This is a genomic window from Salmonella sp. SAL04196, from assembly GCF_046550835.1.
GTDB lineage: Bacteria > Pseudomonadota > Gammaproteobacteria > Enterobacterales > Enterobacteriaceae > Salmonella > Salmonella enterica.
The window spans coordinates 499,015-520,513 of record NZ_JBGDXE010000001.1 but is presented as its reverse complement, the minus strand read 5'-3'; the positions used below and the strand labels follow the sequence as shown (position 1 = coordinate 520,513).

The following is a 21,499-nucleotide window of genomic DNA, read 5'->3' as shown; positions in this document are numbered from 1 at the left end:
ACAATCATAACTGAAAATTCTCGCCGGACTGGAAAATTGACAAATTTGTGCCATTCCTGAGCAATTACGTGGTAGTGATTAGGTGATGACCGCCGCCTTATGGCAAAATAGCGGGATACAATCCAACAGGCGACGACACCGCAGGCGTCAGCATAATCTGGAGAAATACATGCAGCTTAAACGTGTGGCAGAAGCCAAACTGCCAACCCCATTGGGTGACTTTCTGATGGTGGGATTTGAAGAACTGGCAACCGGACACGACCATGCCGCGCTGGTTTTTGGCGATATTTCAGGTAAAACGCCGGTACTGGCTCGCGTTCATTCCGAATGTCTTACCGGGGACGCGCTTTTTAGTCTGCGCTGTGACTGTGGTTTTCAACTGGAAGCCGCGCTGACGCATATTGCGGAAGAAGGACGCGGTATTCTGATTTACCACCGTCAGGAAGGCCGCAATATCGGCCTGCTTAATAAAATTCGCGCTTATGCGTTACAGGATCAAGGCTATGACACGGTGGAGGCCAATCATCAGCTCGGCTTTGCCGCCGATGAGCGTGATTTCACCCTGTGCGCGGATATGTTCAAATTACTCGGCGTGGATGAAGTTCGCCTGCTGACCAATAATCCGAAGAAAGTCGAAATACTGACCGAGGCGGGAATTAATATCGTGGAACGCGTTCCGCTCATTGTGGGTCGTAATCCAAATAATGAGCATTATCTCGATACTAAAGCGGCCAAAATGGGCCACCTGCTAAGCAAGTAAGCCACCGGTATTAAAGCGCGGGCCTGCCTGTTTACGGCAGGCCCGATAAACGGCTTTAGTTCAGCATATTTCTAATGACATAGTGCAATATGCCGTCATTCTGGTAGTAAGTCAGCTCGGTGGCGGTATCAATGCGACAGCGACAAGGTACCGTTTCTTTGCTGCCGTCCGCTCTCGTTAACATAACCGGAATGGTCGCGCCAGGGCGCAGATTTTGCAGATCCGCGATATCAATCACCTCTTCCCCGGTCAGTCCCAGCGTTTTACGCGTTACGCCCTGTGGAAACTCCAGCGGCAGGATCCCCATCCCAATCAGGTTTGAGCGGTGGATACGTTCGAACGACTCGGCGATCACCACGCGAATACCTAACAGCCGCGGGCCTTTTGCCGCCCAGTCACGGCTCGATCCTGACCCATACTCTTTCCCGGCAATTACCGCCAGCGGCGTTTTTTCCCGCTGGTAGAGCATCGCGGCATCATAAATCGACATCGCTTCCGTACCCGGCAAATGCCGCGTCATCCCACCTTCGACGCCGGGCAGCATTTCGTTGCGAATACGAATATTGGCGAACGTACCGCGCATCATCACTTCATGGTTGCCGCGCCGTGATCCATAGGAGTTAAAATCCTTCCGCTCAACGCCGTGGTTTTGCAGATAGCGTCCGGCGGGACTGTCCGGCTTGATACTGCCGGCCGGAGAAATATGGTCGGTCGTTACCGAATCCCCCAGCATCGCCAGGATACGCGCGCCGTGGATATCTTTGACTGGCGCAGGCTGGGCCTGCATTTCATCAAAGAAAGGCGACAGGCGAATATAGGTTGAGTCCGACTGCCAGCCGTAGGTATCGGACGATTCAACCTGAATCGATTTCCATTCTTCCGTGCCCTCAAACACTTCCGCATACTCTTTACGGAACATATCCGATGATACCAGTTCAACGGCGCGGGCAATTTCCTGCGCCGAAGGCCAGATATCCTTCAGGTATACCGGATCGCCTTTACGATCGTACCCCAGCGGGTCTGTCGCGAGGTTAATATTCATGTTTCCGGCCAGCGCATACGCCACCACCAGCGGCGGCGACGCCAGCCAGTTCGTTTTCACCAGCGGATGGATACGCCCTTCAAAATTTCGGTTACCGGAAAGCACGGCCCCTACCGTCAGATCGCCTTTTTTAATCGCGGTCTCAATAGGCTCCGGCAACGGACCGGAGTTCCCGATACAGGTCGTACAGCCATAACCGACCAGGTTAAAACCGAGCTCATCCAGATAAGGCGTAAGTTTGGCCTGCGCCAGATAGTCAGATACCACTTTTGACCCCGGCGCCAGAGAAGCCTTGACCCACGGTTGGCGCTTCAACCCCAGCGTTACTGCTTTTTTCGCCAGTAATCCCGCCGCCATCAGCACGCTGGGATTCGAGGTATTCGTACAGGAGGTGATGGCGGCAATGACGACAGCGCCATCCGGAAGCTGATATGGCTGTCCGTTCATCGTATAGTCAACCGGCTGGCGATCTCTTTGCGCGGTATTCAGCTCCAGCTCGGCGCTGGCGGCAAAGGCTTTCGGCACATCGCCTAACGCCACGCGATCCTGCGGGCGTTTCGGCCCGGCCAGGCTGGCCTCGACATCGCCCATATCCAGTTCCAGCGTACTGGTAAATACCGGTTCGTCTCCGGGATTACGCCACATTCCCTGCGCCTTCGCGTAGGTTTCAACCAGCTCGACCAGATCGTCGCTACGTCCGCTTAATCGCATATATTCCAGGGTGATGGCGTCAATAGGGAAGAAACCACAGGTGGCGCCATATTCCGGCGACATATTAGCGATGGTCGCGCGATCCGCCAACGGCAGCGAATCCAGACCATCACCATAAAATTCAACAAATTTACCCACGACGCCATGCTTACGCAGCATTTGCGTGACGGTTAGCACCAGGTCAGTGGCGGTGATCCCCTCCCGAAGTTTACCGGTTAACTTAAAGCCGACGACATCCGGGATAAGCATCGACACGGGCTGACCAAGCATCGCCGCTTCCGCTTCAATACCGCCCACGCCCCACCCCAATACGCCCAGACCATTAATCATGGTCGTATGGGAGTCAGTCCCCACCAGCGAGTCCGGGTAAGCAATCCACTCCCCGTCCTGTAATTCGCTCCAGACGGCTTTACCCAGGTATTCCAGGTTAACCTGATGGCAAATGCCAGTTCCGGGCGGCACCACGCTGAAACGGCTGAATGCCTGCTTTCCCCATTTCAGGAACATATAACGCTCATGGTTACGTTCCATTTCCAGCCGCACGTTTTCTTCAAACGCATCGTCATCGCCGAAATGATCGACCGTCACAGAGTGGTCAATAACCAGATCAACCGGCGATAACGGGTTCACTTTCGACGTATCGCCGCCAAGGCGTTTAACGGCTTCACGCATCGCCGCCAGGTCGACAACGGCAGGCACGCCGGTAAAGTCCTGCATCAGGACACGGGCGGGCCGCCAGGCAATTTCACGATCGGCATGGGCATTTTTAAGCCAACCGGCCAGCGCCTGAATATCTTCATCAGTCACAGACTCGCCGTCCTGCCAGCGCAACAGGTTTTCCAGTAACACTTTAAGTGATTTGGGCAAACGGGCGATATCGCCCAGGGATTTGGCAGCCAGCGGCAGACTGTAGTAATGATACGTTTTATCTTTGGCCTGCAATGTATCCTTACTGGCTTCTCGTAGGGTTGACGACATAGCTCCTCCTTAAATGACAGGGTTGCGTTACCCTGATTCTCCACAGGGTTGTATTAAAGATAACACAAACAAAATGTAACGTTTTGATAACAACCCAAATTGCTAAAAGAGGAGAAACCTAACAGGCGAGGAGCGAAGATGAAAAAGCCCGATAAATAGCGCATTATCGGGCTTTGACGAGATTAGACGGCAATCCAGATTAACTCGGCCCAGAACAGTAGCGATAATATAAACGCGCCAGTCCATGACCAATACTTTATATTTGACGTTAACATAGGCGACACCAACTGTGTTTAATCAATACTGAGAGGCGCTCAGCACACGGTTGCTGCGGTGTAATAAGACAGCGTTAATAAAACAGTAACGCCAATAAAAAGACGAATATTATTTTTGTGACACCTCGTCAGCAAAAGCATCAATAAATGCCCGCTGCTGCGGTGTGAGCGTCCAGTGTTGCGGAACAGACCGGAAAACGGTCGTATCCGGGGTGTTATCATCGTCACAAGATTGAATCGGGGGCGCGACCACGCGCTCGCGTTCCGACGTAATGCTCACTTAACCCCACCAATGCCAGATAACAAGCGCTACCACTACCCAGAACAACGCAGAACCCACAAAAACCGCCAGCCATGCTTTACGTTTGAGCTCAGGGTCGCGGCGCGGTTCCTGGTTTTCAGAAGGCATTACTAACCTCATGCTATCGGTATCACTTATCATTTCAGCACCAAACAATCGGTACAATTAATCATCAGATGAGACAAATCCTAAATAAACTTTAGTCAAAAATCCAGTCAATTTACGAATCGTTGCCAGTGAATAAATCAATCTTTTGACTCAAGATAACTATTTGGAAAAAGAAACTGGCGGGACGGGTAATTCAACACTATTTTGCTGATCATTACCCGTAATACTTTGAGGGATATTGCAAAAAGCGGCTTTGTCTGCCATGCCACTACGACGCAAACCGACGGTGCTATTACTTTTCAGGCAGCTTTATATCCTGAAACATCGCTTCAATTTCTTCATTAGAACGCAACGCCACCGCCGTATCCACCACATCACGCGTCAGATGCGGCGCAAAACGCTGGATAAAATCGTACATATAGCTGCGTAAAAAAGTACTACGGCGAAAACCAATTTTTGTGGTGCTGTGGCTAAAAATATCGTGCGCGTCAATCCGCACTAAATCAGGATCGGCAAGCGGATCGACCGCCATGCTGGCAATGACGCCAACGCCCAGCCCCAACCTGACATACGTTTTAATCACATCCGCATCGGTTGCAGTAAAGACGATCCGCGGCGTTAACCCTGCGCGATTAAAAGCGGTATCCAGTTCGGAACGCCCGGTAAAGCCGAAGGTATACGTCACCAGCGGATACTTCGCCAGCGCTTCAATCGTTACGGAAGACGTTGCCGCCAATGGATGATCCGGCGTCACCACTATCGAACGGTTCCAGTGATAGCATGGCAACATCACCAGATCGTCATATAAATGCAGCGCTTCCGTGGCAATCGCGAAATCGGCGTTCCCTTTCGATACCGCTTCCGCAATCTGCGTTGGCGACCCCTGGTGCATATGCAGCGAAACGCGCGGATAACGCTCGATGAAGCCTTTAATCACGCCTGGCAATGCGTAACGCGCCTGAGTATGGGTAGTGGCAATATAGAGCGAGCCTTTATCCGGCCAGGTGTGCTCGCCGGCGACCGACTTAATGGCATCGACTTTGGAAAGCACCTCACGCGCAATACGAATAATCTCCTGTCCTGCGGGCGTCACCTGAGTCAGATGCTTACCGCTGCGGGCGAAAATCTGGATGCCAAGCTCATCTTCCAGCATCCTAACCTGCTTGCTGATCCCCGGCTGGGAAGTATACAACCCCTCAGCGGTAGAGGAGACGTTAAGGTTATGATTAACCACTTCAACAATGTAACGAAGCTGCTGCAATTTCATAATACATCATCCAGATTAGCGCCATCAGGCCATCGTTTATCTGCAGACTTAATCGGGCTGCTAATACGATTTAATAATAAAAAAGGTGTTAACTATAACCACTATATCATTTATATCTGAACTGTATAGCCAGCGCGAGAAAATAATAAGGCCGCTATACCCAAAATAATTCGAGTGCTTAAAGGCGGCAAGAGAGTGAGTCCCCAGGAGCATAAGGTGACTGGGATGAGCGACAAATCTGCCGGGAGCAGATTTGAACGTCGCGTGCGACGGCCCGTCAGGACGAAGCCCATGGATGGGCCGAGTAATCCGTAGCCAACACATAAGCCACTTTAAATATGAAGGGTATATAAAAAAGGGCCGCTTACGCGGCCCGCTTGACTATAGTGACGACAGGCAGGGGTTATTTCTTGCCTTCAACCCACTTGCCGTCGACGAAGAACGCTGACCATCCCGTCGCCTTCCCGTCTTTTTCCGCCGCAACGTACTGCTGTTTTGTTTTGCGGCTAAAGCGAACAACGGTTTTATTGCCTTCCGGATCCTGCTGCGGCGCATCCGCCAGATAACGCAGTTTTTCCGGCAGGCGATCGCGGAACCGGTATAGCTCCTCGACTAATGGCGCGCGCGTTTCGCGTGATTTCGGGAACGTATTGGCCGCCAGGAATATCCCTGCGGCACCATCGCGCAGCACAAAGTACGCGTCCGATTTTTCACACGGCAGTTCCGGCAATGGAACAGGATCTTCCTTCGGCGGCGCAACTTCGCCGTTACGCAAGATCTTACGGGTATTTTTACATTCGTCGTTAGTACAGGCCATGTACTTACCAAAACGCCCCATTTTCAGGTGCATTTCGGAACCACATTTCTCACACTCAACGATCGGGCCGTCATACCCTTTGATGCGGAACTCGCCTTCTTCAATCTCGTAGCCGTCACAGGTCGGGTTATTACCACACACATGCAATTTACGCTTCGGATCGATCAGATAGCTGTCCATCGCCGTACCGCACTTCTGACAGCGACGTTTGGCGCGCAGGGCGTTGGTTTCGGCGTCGTCGCCTTCCAGCACGTTCAGAACTTCATTTTCCGGCACCAGGTTAATGGTCGTTTTACAACGCTCTTTCGGCGAAAGCGCATAACCTGAACATCCAAGGAAAACCCCCGTACTGGCAGTACGAATTCCCATTTTACGGCCACAGGTTGGACAGTCGATGCTGGTCAGCACCATCTGGTTAGGACGCATCCCCCCTTCTTCCGGATCTTTCTCGGCTTTATCGAGCTGCTGAGTAAAATCGCTGAAGAAGTTATCCAGCACCGCTTTCCACTCGGCCTGGTGATTTGCAACCTGATCCAGACTATCTTCCATCTGCGCGGTAAAATCGTAGTTCATCAATTCGCGGAAGTTTTCTTCCAGCCGATCGGTGACGATTTCACCCATTTTTTCCGCATAGAAGCGACGGTTTTCAACGCGAACATAGCCGCGATCCTGAATGGTCGAGATAATCGACGCATAGGTAGACGGACGACCAATACCGCGCTTCTCAAGCTCTTTAACCAGAGAAGCCTCGCTAAACCGGGCTGGCGGTTTAGTAAAGTGCTGAGCAGGCGTCAATTCAACTAGCGTCAGCGCATCGCCCTTATTCACGGCAGGCAATGTGCGATCTTCATCGCCTTTACGCAGCGCCGGCATCACTTTTGTCCAGCCGTCAAAGCGCAAAATACGCCCACGCGCTTTCAGACGGAATTCGCCTGCGCCAACGGTAAGCGTAGTAGAGTCATATTGCGCTGGCGTCATCTGACAGGCGACAAACTGACGCCAAATTAGTTGATACAACTTCTGCGCGTCAGCCTCCATGTCTTTCAGCGACTCCGCCATGACAGCAACGTCGGAAGGACGGATCGCTTCGTGCGCTTCCTGAGAGTTTTCTTTGCTGGCGTACTGGTTCGGGTTATCCGGCAGGTATTTCTTGCCGAAATTATCGCCAATATAACCACGCACCATGTTGACCGCATCCTGACTCAGGTTGGTGGAGTCTGTACGCATATAGGTGATGTAGCCCGCCTCATACAGACGCTGCGCCATCATCATGGTTTTCTTCACGCCAAAGCCCAGCCGGGTGCTGGCCGCCTGTTGTAGCGTGGAGGTGATAAACGGCGCGCCAGGTTTGCTGCTGGTCGGTTTGTCTTCACGCTCCAGTACGCTATAGCGCGCTTTTTCCAACAAGCTGACGGCGGCAAGCGTCTGCTCGCGATTTACCGGCCGGAATGGCTTGTCGTTCTGATGCGTGACCTGTAGCGGTAGCGCCTCGCCAGACGGCGTCGTCGTATTAGCGTCAATTTCCCAGAACTCTTCCGGAACAAACGCTTTAATCTCGCGCTCGCGCTCAACGACCAGACGGACCGCGACAGACTGAACGCGACCTGCCGACAAACCACGGGCGATCTTTTTCCACAGCAGCGGCGAGACCATATAGCCTACCACGCGGTCCATAAAGCGGCGCGCTTGCTGGGCGTTGACCCTGTTAATATTCAGCTCGCCCGGCTGTTCAAACGCCTGGCGAATGGCATTTTTGGTTATTTCGTTAAAGACTACGCGACTGTAGCGCGCGTCATCGCCGCCGATCACTTCCCGCAGGTGCCATGCAATGGCTTCCCCTTCGCGGTCAAGGTCGGTTGCGAGATAGATGTGGTCGGCTTTTTCCGCCAACTGTTTCAGTTCAGAGACGACCTTCTCTTTACCGGGCAGCACTTCATAGTGCGCATCCCAGTTGTGCCACGGATCAACCCCCATACGGTTGACGAGAGCGCCACGTTCATCCTTTTTGGGCTTTTTAGCCGTTTTGGTGGAGGTAGAGTCGGCGCTCTTTTTAGCTGCTGAGCCACTGGTCGGCAAATCACGGATATGACCCACGCTGGATTTCACCACGTAGTCATTACCCAGATACTTGTTGATCGTTTTGGCTTTTGCCGGGGACTCAACGATGACAAGAGCTTTACCCATATTCACCTTTACCTAAGTTGATTCTTCCAGGAATGCGTCGCATGTTGATTCACCTTCCACTGGCGACGAGACAACGATATATGGTCTCTGCGTCTGCGGATATCAACCCCTTGTACTGGCTTTGTGTACGAAATGTAACCCTCAGGTGACTGAGTTAACAGGCTTTTTTGCACACACGCGCTATAGCACGACGGAATTTTGGTCGAATGTCAAGCAATTCTGTTGCCAGATTGACGAAAGCGTCACACTGTACCTGATAAAATTCGATACGCAACTTTATTAGCATGCAAAAACAAATCTTGCCAGTGAACGCAACATGACAAATCCATCAATTTCCTGTGAGAATATTTGCCCATCAGAAGTGCTCAGCGTAGACTAATCTCCTTGTTTAAGGAGTAAAAAATGCATAAAGAGACGCAACCTATCGATCGCGAAACACTGTTGCTTGAAGCCAACAAAATTATTCGGGAACATGAAGACACGATGGCAGGTATTGTCGCCACCGGCGTAACGCAGAGAAATGGCGTGCTGGTTTTCAGCGGCGATTACTTTTTAGACGAGCAAGGGTTACCGACCCCTAAAAGCACCGCGGTGTTTAACATGTTTAAACACCTGGCGCATGTGCTGTCTGAGAAGTATCACCTGGTTGATTAATCCATGCCGGATGGCGCTGAATGCCATCCGGCAATAGCGGTTTACATCAACGGCTTTTGTCCACGCTGCCACCAGCGCAGCAGCAGCCGATCCGCGCTTTCCGCCGCGCTGCCGGTAACACGATCGATCAGTTTTTTACGCTGCATATAGCGCACATTCAGCACCTCGCGCCCTTCCATCAGGCCGAGAATAACCTCATCGCTGGTGTTAATCTCATCAACCAGTCCTTTCTCCAGCGCCTGCTGACCGTACCAGTGTTCGCCCGTGGCGACCTGTTCAATGTCCAGAGCCGGACGCATCCGTTGCACAAACTCTTTGAACAGATGGTACGTTTCGTTGAGATCTTCACGAAACTTCTGCCGCCCTTCTTCCGTATTCTCGCCTAACAAGGTCAGGGTACGTTTGTACTGCCCTGCGGTATGCAGTTCAATATCAATGTCTTTACTTTTGAGAAAGCGGTTAAAGTTCGGAATTTGCGCGACAACACCAATTGACCCCACAATAGCGAACGGCGCTGCGATAATTTTTTCCGCCACGCAGGCCATCATGTAGCCTCCGCTTGCCGCGACTTTATCCACCGTCACGGTCAGCGGAATATTTTTATCGCGCAGGCGCTGCAATTGCGATGCCGCCAGGCCATAGCCATGCACAACGCCGCCGGGGCTTTCCAGACGCACAACCGCCCGATCGCCGGGTTTCGCCACTGCCAGCACCGCCGTGACCTCTTCGCGTAACGCATTAACTTCGTGAGCGTCCATACTGCCTTTGAAATCTATCACCCATACGCGCGGTTTGTCCGATGTCGCAATGTCCCCCAGCTTCGCTTTCGCTTTGGCGGCTTTCGCCTCCTGCTTATGCTTTTTTTTCTGCGCTTTATGCCACAGTTTTTGCTGATGGCCATCCATCAACGCCGCAGCAAGGTCATCCTTCATCTCCTGATACTGCTCGCTCAAATTGGTCACGCGCAGCTCGCCGCGCTGACGTTTGCGTTGCGTAGCATTCACGATCAGCAACACAATGACGGCAATGGCCACCACAACGGTGACGATTTTTGCCAAAAATAAGCCATATTCAGACAACAATTCCACGACTCCCACCTTGATTAAATAACGCGACTTGCGCTCAGTGTACAACAGGCATCGAAGCCAGTCTCTCTTCATCCGTATGCCTGTTGAGGAAGAAAAAGTATGACAAGACGTTCATTTTACGGCGTTATCGCCCCTGTCTGATTGAAAAAAAAGGCGCTTTCAGGCATAAACCCGAAAAGTTAACGCGAAGATAAGACAACCTGGCAGGACGGTGTACCACGCCGTTGAGGAGTAGCCATGCATTACCAACCGAAACAAGATCTATTGCAAAACCGCATTATTCTGGTCACTGGCGCCAGCGATGGCATTGGGCGGGAAGCCGCGCTCACGTATGCGCGTTACGGCGCAACGGTGATTCTGCTGGGACGTAACGAAGAGAAACTGCGTCGGGTCGCGCAGCACATTGCTGACGAGCAACATGTTCAACCACAGTGGTTTACGCTTGATCTACTGACCTGCACCGCTGAAGAGTGCCGGCAAGTGGCCGATCGCATCGCCGCGCACTATCCCCGCCTGGATGGCGTCCTGCACAATGCCGGGTTACTGGGGGAAATCGGTCCAATGAGCGAACAAGATCCGCAGATCTGGCAGGATGTCATGCAGGTAAACGTTAACGCCACCTTTATGCTCACCCAGGCGCTGTTACCGTTATTATTGAAGTCCGATGCCGGCTCGCTGGTCTTTACGTCATCAAGCGTTGGCCGTCAGGGGCGCGCCAACTGGGGCGCCTATGCCACCTCGAAGTTTGCTACTGAAGGAATGATGCAGGTGCTGGCGGACGAATACCAGAACCGTTCTCTGCGTGTTAACTGCATTAACCCGGGCGGCACGCGCACCAGTATGCGCGCCAGCGCCTTTCCGACGGAAGATCCACAGAAATTAAAAACGCCTGCCGATATTATGCCGCTTTACCTGTGGCTTATGGGCGACGACAGTCGCCGTAAAACCGGTATGACCTTTGACGCCCAACCGGGCCGTAAACCAGGAATCGCCCAATGAGTGATGAACGTTATCAGCAGCGCCAGCAGAAGGTAAAAGATCGGGTTGACGCCCGCGTCGCCCAGGCACAGGAAGAGCGCGGTATTATTATCGTGTTTACTGGCAATGGTAAGGGCAAAACCACGGCGGCTTTCGGGACTGCCGCCCGCGCCGTAGGACACGGTAAAAGCGTAGGCGTGGTGCAATTTATTAAGGGCACCTGGCCCAACGGCGAGCGTAATCTGCTGGAACCGCATGGCGTCGAATTTCAGGTGATGGCAACGGGATTTACCTGGGAGACGCAAAATCGCGAGGCAGACACCGCAGCATGTATGGCCGTTTGGCAGCATGGGAAAAGGATGCTGGCCGACCCGCTGCTTGATATGGTGGTACTGGATGAGCTGACCTATATGGTGGCGTATGACTATTTGCCGCTGGAAGAGGTCATAAGCGCGCTAAACGCGCGCCCTGGTCACCAGACGGTGATTATTACAGGTCGCGGCTGTCACCGGGATATTCTTGATCTTGCGGATACCGTCAGCGAACTGCGTCCGGTTAAACATGCTTTCGACGCGGGCGTAAAAGCCCAGATGGGAATTGATTATTAACCGTAGGCCGGATTAAGGCGTTTGCGCCGCCATCCGGCACAAACCCTCTTGTCTGATGATTCTCGGCCTATAGACCGCGGTAGAGATTACCCGTTGTTATTACGCCCACCGGAGCGGCGTCCGCCAGCTATCTGGCTGTGGCGTTTTACCGCCCGACGGATCTGGTTCGCTTTCATACGACGACGGTCTTTTTCGACGGCAACCTTCGACGAGGTTTCCGGCGGGAGCTCTACCAGACCACGCAGATAGTTCGTTTGCGCGAGGTCGAGCTCAGTCCAGCCGCCGCGCGGCAGGCCTTTCGGCAGCGGGATATCGCCGTAACGAACGCGGATCAGACGGCTGACCTGAACACCTACCGCTTCCCACAGTCGGCGAACTTCGCGGTTGCGCCCTTCCGTCAGCGTTACGTTATACCACTGGTTAATGCCTTCGCCGCCGCTGAATTTAATGGTCTTAAATGCCGCCGGACCATCTTCCAACTGTACGCCACGGCTTAAATCACGCAGTTTCGATTCATCCACCTGACCGAACACGCGCACGGCATATTCACGTTCAACTTCACGACTAGGGTGCATCAGGCGGTTCGCCAGTTCACCGTCGGTGGTAAACAACAATAGCCCGCAGGTGTTGACATCCAGACGTCCTACCGCAATCCACCGCGCGCCGCGCAGTTTCGGTAAGCGATCAAAAACGGTTGGCCGCCCTTCAGGGTCATTGCGGGTACACAGTTCACCTTCTGGTTTGTAATAGGCCAGAACGCGGCAAATTTGTTCCGCCGACTCTTTCACCGAAATCAGGTGACCGTCGATACGGATTTTCAAACCGGGAGTGACTTCAACACGATCGCCAAGCGTGGCGATTTTACCGTCAACGCTGACACGTCCCGCTTCAATAATGGATTCGATTTCACGGCGAGAGCCGTGGCCAGCGCGCGCCAGCACTTTTTGTAACTTTTCGCTCATAGAGCTTCCTTCAGGTGTCGCCTTCACAGGCGTCGAACAGGAGAATGAACGGCGCGTTGCCGCGCCATTTTAAGGCCGCGTAGTATACAGGCTTACACCCTTATAAGAAAGGTGTAACGTCGCCGACGCCTTCGCGCAGCACCACCGGGGAGTCATTGGTCAAATCGATTACCGTGGTAGGCTGTTGACCGAGGTAACCGCCGTGGATGATCAGATCCACCTGCTTCTCCAGCCGATCTTTAATCTCCTCCGGGTCCGACTCGGTAAAATCGCTGCCAGGCAGCATCAACGACGTCGAGAGCATCGGTTCGCCCAGCGTATCCAATAACGCCAGCGCAATCGGGTTTGACGGTACGCGCAGGCCGATAGTTTTACGCTTTTCCTGCAACAGACGGCGCGGCACCTCTTTTGTCCCCTTCAGGATAAAGGTGTAATTACCCGGCGTATTGTTTTTCATCAGACGAAATGCCACGTTGTCGACGTAGGAGTAGGTCGACAACTCGGACAAATCGCGGCACATCAGCGTGAAGTTGTGGCCGTCCGGCAGATGACGGATGCGGCAAATGCGCTCCATTGCGCCTTTGTCTTCAATTTTACAACCCAGGGCATAGCCGGAATCGGTTGGATAAACAATAACACCGCCTTTACGCACAATGTCGACGGCCTGATTAATCAGCCGTTGCTGTGGGTTATCCGGATGGATATAAAAAAACTGGCTCATACTTCCCTCACTGTGATATTTGCGGCTGTTCCCATGTCTGCCATACGCCTTCAACGCCAGCGGGCAGCCAGAGTTTACGCCCCAACTCAATCCACGGGCAGGGCTGATGGAAATCAGATCCAAGCGATGCCCATAAATGATGCTGACGCGCAAGCGTCGCCAGTTGGGTGCGTTCATTGGGCGATTGTTGGCACTGCGCCACTTCCATCGCGTCGCCGTGATGGTCGGCAAAATGCGCCACTAATCTTTTCAGCCACTTAGCGCTAAGGTCGTAGCGTCCCGGGTGGGCCAACACCGCCTTACCGCCAGAATGATGAATGACATCAATAGCTTGTTCTATTGTACACCACTGCGGCGGAACGTAACCGGTTTTCCCACGCGCGAGATATTTTTTAAAAACATCCGCCATGGTCGCGGCTTTGCCGCACTCCACCAGAAAGCGGGCGAAGTGGCCGCGCGTCACCGCGCCGCCATTGGCCAGTCTCAATGCCCCTTCCCACGCGCCGGGGATATGGGCTTTTTCCAGACGCTCCGCAATGAGTCGACCACGCGCCTGACGCCGATGTGTCTGCTGCGCCAGAAAATCGCGCATTGCCGGGTGCGCAATATCAATATTCAGACCCACAATGTGAATCTCATGATTCTCCCAGACCGTTGAAATCTCCACGCCGGGAATAAGATTCAGGGCCAGCCCGGAACGTGAAATTTCTTCTCTTGCCGCAGGAATCGCGGCTGTGGTGTCATGATCGGTAATCGCCAGCGTGCCGACTCGCATCTCTACCGCACGGTGTACTAATGTTTCTGGCGTCAACAGTCCATCGGACGCCGTGGTATGACTGTGCAGATCGTAAATCACTGCGTAATTCGTGTCGCTCAAGGCGGCTCCCATAGAGATAAAGGTATGTCATGTACATCATAACGGTTCCGGCAAATATACTGAAATAGGTGTTGACATTATTCCATCGAACTAGTTAACTAGTACGAAAGTTCACATGAAGAGGGTATCTAAAATGGCAGCGACATTTGCATTACACGGTTGGTGGCGCACTTCCTGATAGCGGGCGGTGTATGAACAGCTGTAATCAGCCAAACGATACCCGGCCCGCCTGTTAAGCGGGCTTTTTTTTGAACAAAATAATGAGAATAACCATGCAAACACTAAAACCCACGCTCGAACTGTTGACCTGCGATGCCGCCTACCGGGAAAACCCAACGGCGCTTTTTCACCAGGTCTGCGGCGATCGCCCGGCCACGCTGCTGCTGGAGTCCGCAGATATCGACAGTAAAGACGATTTAAAAAGCCTGCTGCTGGTAGATAGTGCGCTGCGCATTACCGCTCTAGGTGACACTGTCACTATTCAGGCGTTATCTGATAATGGCGCCTCGTTATTACCGCTACTGGATACCGCCCTCCCCGCTGGCGTGGAGAACGAAGTCCTGCCTGCCGGTCGCATTCTACGCTTTCCGCCCGTCAGCCCATTATTAGATGAAGACGCCCGTTTATGCTCTCTGTCGGTATTTGATGCGTTCCGCCTGTTACAGGGAGTGGTGAACATACCGACGCAAGAGCGGGAGGCTATGTTTTTCGGCGGTCTGTTTGCCTACGACCTGGTCGCTGGCTTTGAAGCGCTGCCACACCTTGAGGCTGGCAATAACTGCCCGGACTACTGCTTTTATTTAGCGGAAACGCTGATGGTGATAGACCATCAGAAAAAAAGCACCCGTATTCAGGCCAGTCTGTTCACCGCCAGCGACCGGGAAAAACAGCGTCTGAACGCTCGCCTGGCCTACCTTAGCCAACAGTTAACCCAGCCTGCGCCGCCGTTGCCGGTGACGCCGGTGCCGGACATGCGCTGCGAATGCAATCAGAGCGATGACGCGTTCGGCGCGGTGGTACGCCAGTTGCAAAAAGCCATCCGCGCGGGCGAGATATTTCAGGTGGTGCCGTCGCGCCGCTTTTCATTGCCCTGCCCGTCGCCGTTGGCTGCCTACTACGTGCTGAAAAAGAGCAACCCCAGCCCGTATATGTTCTTTATGCAGGATGATGATTTCACGCTTTTCGGCGCGTCGCCGGAAAGCTCGCTGAAATATAACGCCACCAGCCGTCAGATTGAAATTTACCCCATCGCGGGTACCCGTCCACGCGGTCGCCGCGCCGATGGTACGCTGGACAGAGATCTCGACAGCCGTATTGAGCTGGACATGCGTACCGACCATAAAGAGCTTTCCGAACATCTGATGCTGGTCGATCTGGCGCGCAATGACCTGGCGCGCATCTGTACGCCGGGCAGTCGCTACGTTGCCGATCTGACAAAAGTTGACCGCTATTCGTACGTGATGCATCTGGTTTCCCGGGTAGTGGGCGAACTGCGTCACGATCTCGACGCGCTGCACGCCTATCGCGCCTGCATGAACATGGGCACCCTGAGCGGCGCGCCAAAAGTACGCGCCATGCAGTTGATTGCCGATGCGGAAGGACAGCGCCGCGGCAGCTATGGCGGCGCTGTCGGTTACTTCACCGCCCACGGCGATCTGGACACCTGTATTGTTATCCGCTCCGCGCTGGTGGAGAACGGTATCGCCACCGTACAGGCGGGCGCCGGAATTGTGCTGGACTCTGTTCCGCAGTCTGAAGCCGATGAAACCCGTAATAAAGCGCGCGCCGTATTGCGTGCTATCGCCACCGCGCATCATGCACAGGAGACCTTCTGATGGCTGATATTCTGCTGCTCGATAACATCGACTCGTTTACCTGGAACCTGGCAGATCAGCTACGGACCAACGGTCATAACGTGGTGATTTACCGTAACCATATTCCGGCGCAGACGCTTATCGATCGCCTGGCGACAATGAAAAATCCGGTGCTAATGCTCTCCCCCGGTCCGGGCGTTCCCAGCGAGGCAGGCTGTATGCCGGAGCTGCTGACCCGACTACGCGGCAAGTTACCGATCATCGGCATTTGTCTGGGGCATCAGGCGATTGTCGAAGCTTACGGCGGTTATGTCGGTCAGGCGGGAGAAATCCTGCATGGCAAAGCCTCCAGCATTGAGCATGACGGTCAGGCGATGTTCGCCGGGCTGGCGAATCCGCTACCGGTCGCGCGTTATCATTCGCTGGTCGGCAGTAATGTTCCTGCCGGGCTAACCATTAACGCCCATTTCAACGGCATGGTGATGGCGGTACGTCATGATGCGGATCGCGTTTGCGGTTTTCAATTTCATCCTGAGTCCATCCTGACGACACAGGGCGCGCGTCTACTGGAGCAAACATTAGCCTGGGCGCAGCAAAAGCTGGAGCCGACCAACACCCTACAGCCGATTCTGGAGAAACTCTATCAGGCGCAAACTCTGACGCAACAAGAGAGCCATCAGTTGTTTTCGGCGGTCGTCCACGGCGAACTTAAGCCTGAACAGCTCGCCGCCGCGCTGGTGAGCATGAAAATTCGCGGCGAGCATCCCAATGAAATTGCCGGTGCCGCCACTGCGTTGCTGGAAAATGCCGCCCCGTTCCCGCGCCCGGAGTATCTGTTTGCGGATATCGTTGGTACCGGCGGCGATGGCAGTAACAGTATCAATATCTCTACCGCCAGCGCCTTTGTCGCGGCGGCCTGTGGACTGAAAGTGGCGAAACACGGCAACCGCAGCGTGTCCAGCAAATCGGGGTCATCCGATCTGCTGGCGGCGTTCGGTATTAATCTGGATATGAACGCCGATAAATCACGTCAGGCGTTAGATGAACTGGGCGTCTGTTTCCTGTTCGCGCCGAAATATCACACCGGATTCCGTCACGCGATGCCGGTTCGCCAACAGTTAAAAACGCGAACCCTGTTCAACGTACTCGGCCCGCTGATCAACCCGGCGCATCCGCCGCTGGCATTGATTGGCGTCTATAGCCCGGAACTGGTGCTGCCGATTGCGGAAACCTTAAGGGTACTGGGCTATCAGCGCGCGGCGGTAGTACATAGCGGCGGCATGGATGAGGTTTCGCTCCATGCGCCGACGATTGTCGCGGAGCTACATGACGGCGAAATTAAAAGCTATCAACTTACGGCGGAGGATTTTGGCCTGACGCCTTACCATCAGGATCAGTTGGCTGGCGGCACGCCGGAAGAAAACCGTGACATTCTGACGCGGTTATTACAAGGTAAAGGCGATGCCGCGCATGAGGCCGCCGTCGCCGCCAACGTGGCGATGCTAATGCGTCTGCATGGTCAGGAAGATCTCAAAGCCAACGCGCAAGCCGTGCTTGATGTTCTGCGCAACGGCACCGCATATGACAGAGTCACCGCACTGGCGGCAAGAGGGTAAATAATGCAAACCGTTTTAGCGAAAATCGTCGCAGACAAGGCGATTTGGGTAGAAGCCCGCAAACAGCAACAGCCGCTGGCCAGTTTTCAAAATGAGATCCAGCCAAGTACACGCCATTTTTATGATGCGCTCCAGGGCGCGCGTACCGCCTTTATTCTGGAGTGTAAGAAAGCATCGCCATCAAAAGGCGTGATTCGCGATGATTTCGATCCGGCGCGTATTGCCAGTATTTATCAACATTACGCCTCGGCAATCTCGGTGCTCACCGACGAAAAATATTTTCAGGGGAGCTTCGATTTTCTGCCGGTCGTTAGCCAAAGCGCGCCGCAACCGATTCTGTGTAAGGATTTTATTATCGATCCCTATCAGATCTACCTTGCCCGTTACTATCAGGCCGATGCCTGTTTACTGATGCTCTCGGTTCTGGATGACGAACAGTATCGCCAGCTCTCCGCCGTCGCGCACAGTCTGAAAATGGGCGTGCTCACGGAGGTCAGTAATGACGAAGAACGGGAGCGCGCGATAGCGTTAGGCGCAAAAGTGGTAGGTATCAACAATCGCGATCTGCGCGATCTGTCGATTGATTTGAATCGCACCCGCCAGCTGGCGCCAAAACTGGGCCACGGCGTGACTGTCATCAGCGAGTCCGGGATTAACACCTATGGTCAGGTACGCGAACTGAGCCACTTCGCCAACGGTTTTTTAATTGGCTCGGCGTTAATGGCACATGACGATCTTAACGCCGCCGTCCGTCGCGTGCTGCTTGGCGAAAATAAAGTCTGCGGCCTGACCCGCGCCCAGGACGCTAAAGCGGCCTGTGACGCTGGCGCAATATATGGCGGGTTGATTTTTGTGCCCTCATCTCCACGCGCGGTGAGCGTTGAGCAGGCGCGAGAAGTGATAAGCGGCGCGCCATTGCAGTATGTCGGCGTTTTCCAGAACGCTGATATCGCCGATGTTTGCCAGAAAGCCGCCGTCCTGTCGCTTTCTGCCGTACAGCTACATGGCAGCGAAGACCAGGCGTATGTCAACGCGCTGCGCGAGGCGTTGCCGCGCAATGTGCAAATCTGGAAGGCGCTGAGCGTTAGCGATGCCCTTCCCGCACGCGATTACCACCATGTCGATAAATACATTTTCGACAATGGGCAAGGCGGTAGCGGGCAGCGCTTCGACTGGTCACTGCTACAGGGGCAACCGCTGGATAATGTGTTACTGGCGGGCGGGCTGGCGGCCGATAATTGCGTCCAGGCGGCGCAAGTCGGCTGTGCCGGTCTCGATTTTAATTCAGGTGTGGAGTCACAGCCGGGCATCAAAGATGCTCGTCTTCTGGCCTCGGTTTTTCAGACATTGCGCGCATATTAAGGAAAAAACATGACAACACTTCTCAATCCCTACTTTGGTGAATTCGGCGGCATGTATGTGCCGCAGATCCTGATGCCTGCGCTGAACCAGCTTGAAGAGGCCTTCGTCAGCGCGCAAAAAGATCCTGAATTTCAGGCGCAATTCGCCGATCTGCTAAAAAACTACGCGGGACGCCCCACCGCGCTGACGAAATGCCAGAACATTACCGCCGGTACGCGTACCACGTTGTATTTAAAGCGCGAAGATTTACTGCACGGCGGCGCGCACAAAACTAATCAGGTACTGGGTCAGGCGCTGCTGGCCAAACGGATGGGGAAAAGCGAGATTATCGCTGAAACCGGCGCCGGTCAGCACGGCGTCGCCTCTGCGCTCGCCAGCGCCCTGCTGGGTCTGAAATGCCGTATCTATATGGGCGCCAAAGACGTTGAGCGCCAGTCGCCGAACGTCTTCCGTATGCGTCTGATGGGCGCTGAGGTTATCCCGGTTCATAGCGGCTCCGCTACGCTAAAAGATGCCTGTAACGAGGCGCTGCGCGACTGGTCCGGTAGTTACGAAACCGCGCACTATATGCTCGGCACGGCGGCAGGACCGCATCCCTATCCCACCATCGTTCGCGAGTTCCAACGCATGATTGGCGAAGAGACGAAAGCGCAAATCCTCGACAAAGAGGGCCGTCTGCCAGATGCCGTTATCGCTTGCGTCGGTGGCGGCTCAAACGCTATCGGGATGTTTGCGGATTTTATTAATGATACCAGCGTCGGGCTAATAGGCGTTGAACCTGGCGGTCACGGTATTGAAACCGGCGAGCATGGCGCGCCGCTTAAACATGGTCGCGTTGGCATCTATTTCGGGATGAAAGCGCCGATGATGCAAACAGCGGACGGGCAAATTGAAGAGTCCTATTCCATTTCCGCCGGGCTCGATTTTCCGTCCGTTGGGCCGCAACATGCGTACCTGAACAGCATCGGACGCGCGGATTATGTCTCCATTACCGATGATGAGGCGCTGGAAGCCTTCAAAACGTTGTGCCGCCATGAGGGAATTATCCCGGCGCTGGAATCCTCCCACGCGTTGGCGCACGCTCTGAAAATGATGCGCGAGCAGCCGGAAAAAGAGCAACTGCTGGTGGTCAATCTCTCTGGCCGCGGAGATAAAGACATTTTTACCGTACACGATATCCTGAAAGCGCGAGGGGAAATCTGATGGAACGCTACGAAAATTTATTTGCACAGCTCAACGATCGCCGGGAAGGCGCTTTTGTCCCCTTCGTGACTCTGGGCGACCCTGGCATTGAACAGTCACTGAAAATTATCGACACACTGATTGACGCTGGCGCCGACGCTCTGGAGCTGGGGGTTCCCTTCTCCGATCCGCTGGCCGATGGCCCTACCATCCAGAATGCGAACTTACGCGCCTTCGCCGCTGGCGTCACGCCGGCTCAGTGTTTTGAAATGCTGGCGCTGATTCGTGAAAAACACCCGACCATTCCGATTGGCCTGCTAATGTACGCGAATCTGGTATTCAATAACGGCATAGATGCGTTCTATGCCCGTTGTGAACAGGTCGGCGTAGATTCCGTGCTGGTCGCAGATGTCCCGGTTGAAGAGTCGGCCCCCTTCCGCCAGGCGGCGTTACGGCATAACATCGCGCCGATCTTCATCTGCCCGCCAAATGCGGATGACGATCTTCTGCGCCAGGTCGCATCTTACGGCCGCGGTTACACCTACCTGCTTTCGCGTTCGGGCGTCACCGGCGCGGAAAACCGTGGCGCATTGCCGTTGCATCATCTCATTGAGAAGCTTAAAGAGTACCACGCCGCGCCTGCGTTACAGGGCTTCGGTATCTCCTCGCCGGAACAGGTGTCTGCGGCCGTGCGTGCCGGGGCGGCTGGCGCTATCTCCGGCTCAGCCATTGTCAACATTATCGAGAAAAACCACGCGTCTCCCGAACAGATGTTGGCGGAGCTCAGGTCCTTTGTCTCAGCGATGAAAGCCGCCAGCCGCGCATAACGGGTTAAGCCGTCAGCATAACGCTGGCGGCTTAATGAGAGGTTGGCGCCGAACCAGAATCACGATTCAGACGTACATCATCAATCTTTTTGGTGTTATTCCCTGTCCAGCTTTCAAAAAGTCTGAAGTCAATTTTTGTTAAGAAAACTCCTAATCACGCCGAAAAATTTAGCGTTTTCACGTCAATTTCCCCTGCCTTTATGTAAAGAAATGTCAACAAACAATGCATTAACGTTTCTATTGCCGCAGATAGTCACGCTTGTTATTAATAACAATGAAAAGCATTTTCTGTTAAATCGCTTATTCTAAAAGAAAATATAGAATATATTATCTCTAAACCATTTTTTGTGCGTTATTTACGCGGTAA

20 protein-coding genes and 1 other annotated feature are annotated in these 21,499 nt (G+C 53.8%); of the genes, 10 read left to right on the top strand and 10 right to left on the bottom strand.

What is annotated here, in order from left to right:
• The first annotated feature begins 169 nt into the window (after window positions 1-169).
• Complete coding sequence (gene ribA, locus ACLJPE_RS02700; protein WP_001176284.1) at window positions 170-760, top strand: GTP cyclohydrolase II; 591 nt, start codon at window positions 170-172, stop codon at window positions 758-760.
• Between the two features lie 55 nt (window positions 761-815).
• Here the strand turns inward: ribA and acnA are convergent, their stop codons facing one another.
• From acnA to topA, 6 genes are all read right to left on the bottom strand, one after another.
• Window positions 816-3,491 (bottom strand): aconitate hydratase AcnA, encoded by a 2,676-nt coding sequence (acnA, locus tag ACLJPE_RS02695; RefSeq protein ID WP_039514086.1) that lies wholly within the window; start codon window positions 3,489-3,491, stop codon window positions 816-818.
• A gap of 182 nt (window positions 3,492-3,673) precedes the next feature.
• The gene (gene ymiC / locus ACLJPE_RS02690) at window positions 3,674-3,766 is read right to left on the bottom strand and encodes a small membrane protein YmiC (protein ID WP_223148964.1); all 93 of its coding nucleotides are present in this window, start codon (window positions 3,764-3,766) and stop codon (window positions 3,674-3,676) included.
• A 109-nt stretch (window positions 3,767-3,875) separates the two neighbouring features.
• Entirely contained in the window at window positions 3,876-4,046 is a 171-nt protein-coding gene (locus ACLJPE_RS02685; protein ID WP_000029025.1) for a hypothetical protein, read from the bottom strand.
• A complete protein-coding gene (locus ACLJPE_RS02680) occupies window positions 4,047-4,187 on the bottom strand; it encodes a YmiA family putative membrane protein (protein ID WP_213083417.1) in 141 nt (46 codons plus the stop codon). It lies immediately after the preceding gene.
• Between the two features lie 280 nt (window positions 4,188-4,467).
• Window positions 4,468-5,442 (bottom strand): HTH-type transcriptional regulator CysB, encoded by a 975-nt coding sequence (gene cysB / locus ACLJPE_RS02675; protein ID WP_000776232.1) that lies wholly within the window; start codon window positions 5,440-5,442, stop codon window positions 4,468-4,470.
• Between the two features lie 403 nt (window positions 5,443-5,845).
• Window positions 5,846-8,443 (bottom strand): type I DNA topoisomerase, encoded by a 2,598-nt coding sequence (topA, locus tag ACLJPE_RS02670; RefSeq protein WP_000513595.1) that lies wholly within the window; start codon window positions 8,441-8,443, stop codon window positions 5,846-5,848.
• Window positions 8,444-8,845: 402 nt separating this feature from the next.
• Between topA and ACLJPE_RS02665 the strand changes: the two genes are divergently transcribed.
• Window positions 8,846-9,097 carry a YciN family protein gene (locus ACLJPE_RS02665; protein ID WP_000548616.1) on the top strand — a complete coding sequence of 84 codons (252 nt, stop codon included), beginning with the start codon at window positions 8,846-8,848 and terminating at the stop codon, window positions 9,095-9,097.
• A 41-nt stretch (window positions 9,098-9,138) separates the two neighbouring features.
• Here ACLJPE_RS02665 and sohB read toward each other — a convergent pair whose 3' ends face one another.
• Complete coding sequence (gene sohB, locus ACLJPE_RS02660) at window positions 9,139-10,185, bottom strand: protease SohB (RefSeq protein ID WP_039514082.1); 1,047 nt, start codon at window positions 10,183-10,185, stop codon at window positions 9,139-9,141.
• 237 nt (window positions 10,186-10,422) lie between these two features.
• Between sohB and ACLJPE_RS02655 the strand changes: the two genes are divergently transcribed.
• Window positions 10,423-11,184 (top strand): YciK family oxidoreductase, encoded by a 762-nt coding sequence (locus tag ACLJPE_RS02655; RefSeq protein ID WP_000559310.1) that lies wholly within the window; start codon window positions 10,423-10,425, stop codon window positions 11,182-11,184.
• Window positions 11,181-11,771, top strand: a complete 591-nt coding sequence (gene cobO / locus ACLJPE_RS02650) for a cob(I)yrinic acid a,c-diamide adenosyltransferase (RefSeq protein ID WP_001278865.1) — start codon at window positions 11,181-11,183, stop codon at window positions 11,769-11,771. Before ACLJPE_RS02655 ends, cobO begins: the two co-directional genes overlap by 4 nt.
• A gap of 86 nt (window positions 11,772-11,857) precedes the next feature.
• On the opposite strand, the gene rluB is transcribed toward cobO, so the two are convergent.
• The 3 genes from rluB to rnm all read right to left on the bottom strand — a co-directional run bounded on the left by rluB (window position 11,858) and on the right by rnm (window position 14,343).
• Window positions 11,858-12,733: a 23S rRNA pseudouridine(2605) synthase RluB gene (gene rluB, locus ACLJPE_RS02645; RefSeq protein ID WP_001291233.1), complete on the bottom strand. Its 876-nt coding sequence runs from the start codon at window positions 12,731-12,733 to the stop codon at window positions 11,858-11,860.
• A 100-nt stretch (window positions 12,734-12,833) separates the two neighbouring features.
• A complete protein-coding gene (locus tag ACLJPE_RS02640; RefSeq protein ID WP_000077250.1) occupies window positions 12,834-13,454 on the bottom strand; it encodes an L-threonylcarbamoyladenylate synthase in 621 nt (206 codons plus the stop codon).
• A gap of 7 nt (window positions 13,455-13,461) precedes the next feature.
• Window positions 13,462-14,343 (bottom strand): RNase RNM, encoded by an 882-nt coding sequence (rnm, locus tag ACLJPE_RS02635; protein WP_000500444.1) that lies wholly within the window; start codon window positions 14,341-14,343, stop codon window positions 13,462-13,464.
• A 121-nt stretch (window positions 14,344-14,464) separates the two neighbouring features.
• On the opposite strand from rnm, the gene trpL reads away from it, so the two are divergent.
• The 6 genes from trpL to trpA all read left to right on the top strand — a co-directional run bounded on the left by trpL (window position 14,465) and on the right by trpA (window position 21,132).
• On the top strand, window positions 14,465-14,509 hold the full coding sequence (gene trpL / locus ACLJPE_RS02630) for a trp operon leader peptide (protein WP_010989026.1): 45 nt from the start codon (window positions 14,465-14,467) through the stop codon (window positions 14,507-14,509).
• Window positions 14,486-14,581, top strand: a sequence feature (Trp leader region). (Overlaps the previous gene by 24 nt.)
• 22 nt (window positions 14,582-14,603) lie before the next feature.
• Window positions 14,604-16,166 carry an anthranilate synthase component I gene (trpE, locus tag ACLJPE_RS02625; RefSeq protein ID WP_039514078.1) on the top strand — a complete coding sequence of 521 codons (1,563 nt, stop codon included), beginning with the start codon at window positions 14,604-14,606 and terminating at the stop codon, window positions 16,164-16,166.
• The gene (gene trpD, locus ACLJPE_RS02620) at window positions 16,166-17,761 is read left to right on the top strand and encodes a bifunctional anthranilate synthase glutamate amidotransferase component TrpG/anthranilate phosphoribosyltransferase TrpD (RefSeq protein WP_023207746.1); all 1,596 of its coding nucleotides are present in this window, start codon (window positions 16,166-16,168) and stop codon (window positions 17,759-17,761) included. The genes trpE and trpD overlap by 1 nt, the downstream gene beginning before the upstream one ends.
• A 3-nt stretch (window positions 17,762-17,764) precedes the next feature.
• Window positions 17,765-19,123, top strand: a complete 1,359-nt coding sequence (gene trpCF / locus ACLJPE_RS02615) for a bifunctional indole-3-glycerol-phosphate synthase TrpC/phosphoribosylanthranilate isomerase TrpF (RefSeq protein WP_001195300.1) — start codon at window positions 17,765-17,767, stop codon at window positions 19,121-19,123.
• A gap of 9 nt (window positions 19,124-19,132) precedes the next feature.
• Window positions 19,133-20,326, top strand: coding sequence for a tryptophan synthase subunit beta (gene trpB, locus ACLJPE_RS02610; protein ID WP_000209485.1), 1,194 nt, complete (start codon window positions 19,133-19,135; stop codon window positions 20,324-20,326).
• The gene (gene trpA / locus ACLJPE_RS02605) at window positions 20,326-21,132 is read left to right on the top strand and encodes a tryptophan synthase subunit alpha (RefSeq protein ID WP_000443031.1); all 807 of its coding nucleotides are present in this window, start codon (window positions 20,326-20,328) and stop codon (window positions 21,130-21,132) included. Before trpB ends, trpA begins: the two co-directional genes overlap by 1 nt.
• The last annotated feature ends 367 nt before the right edge of the window (window positions 21,133-21,499 follow it).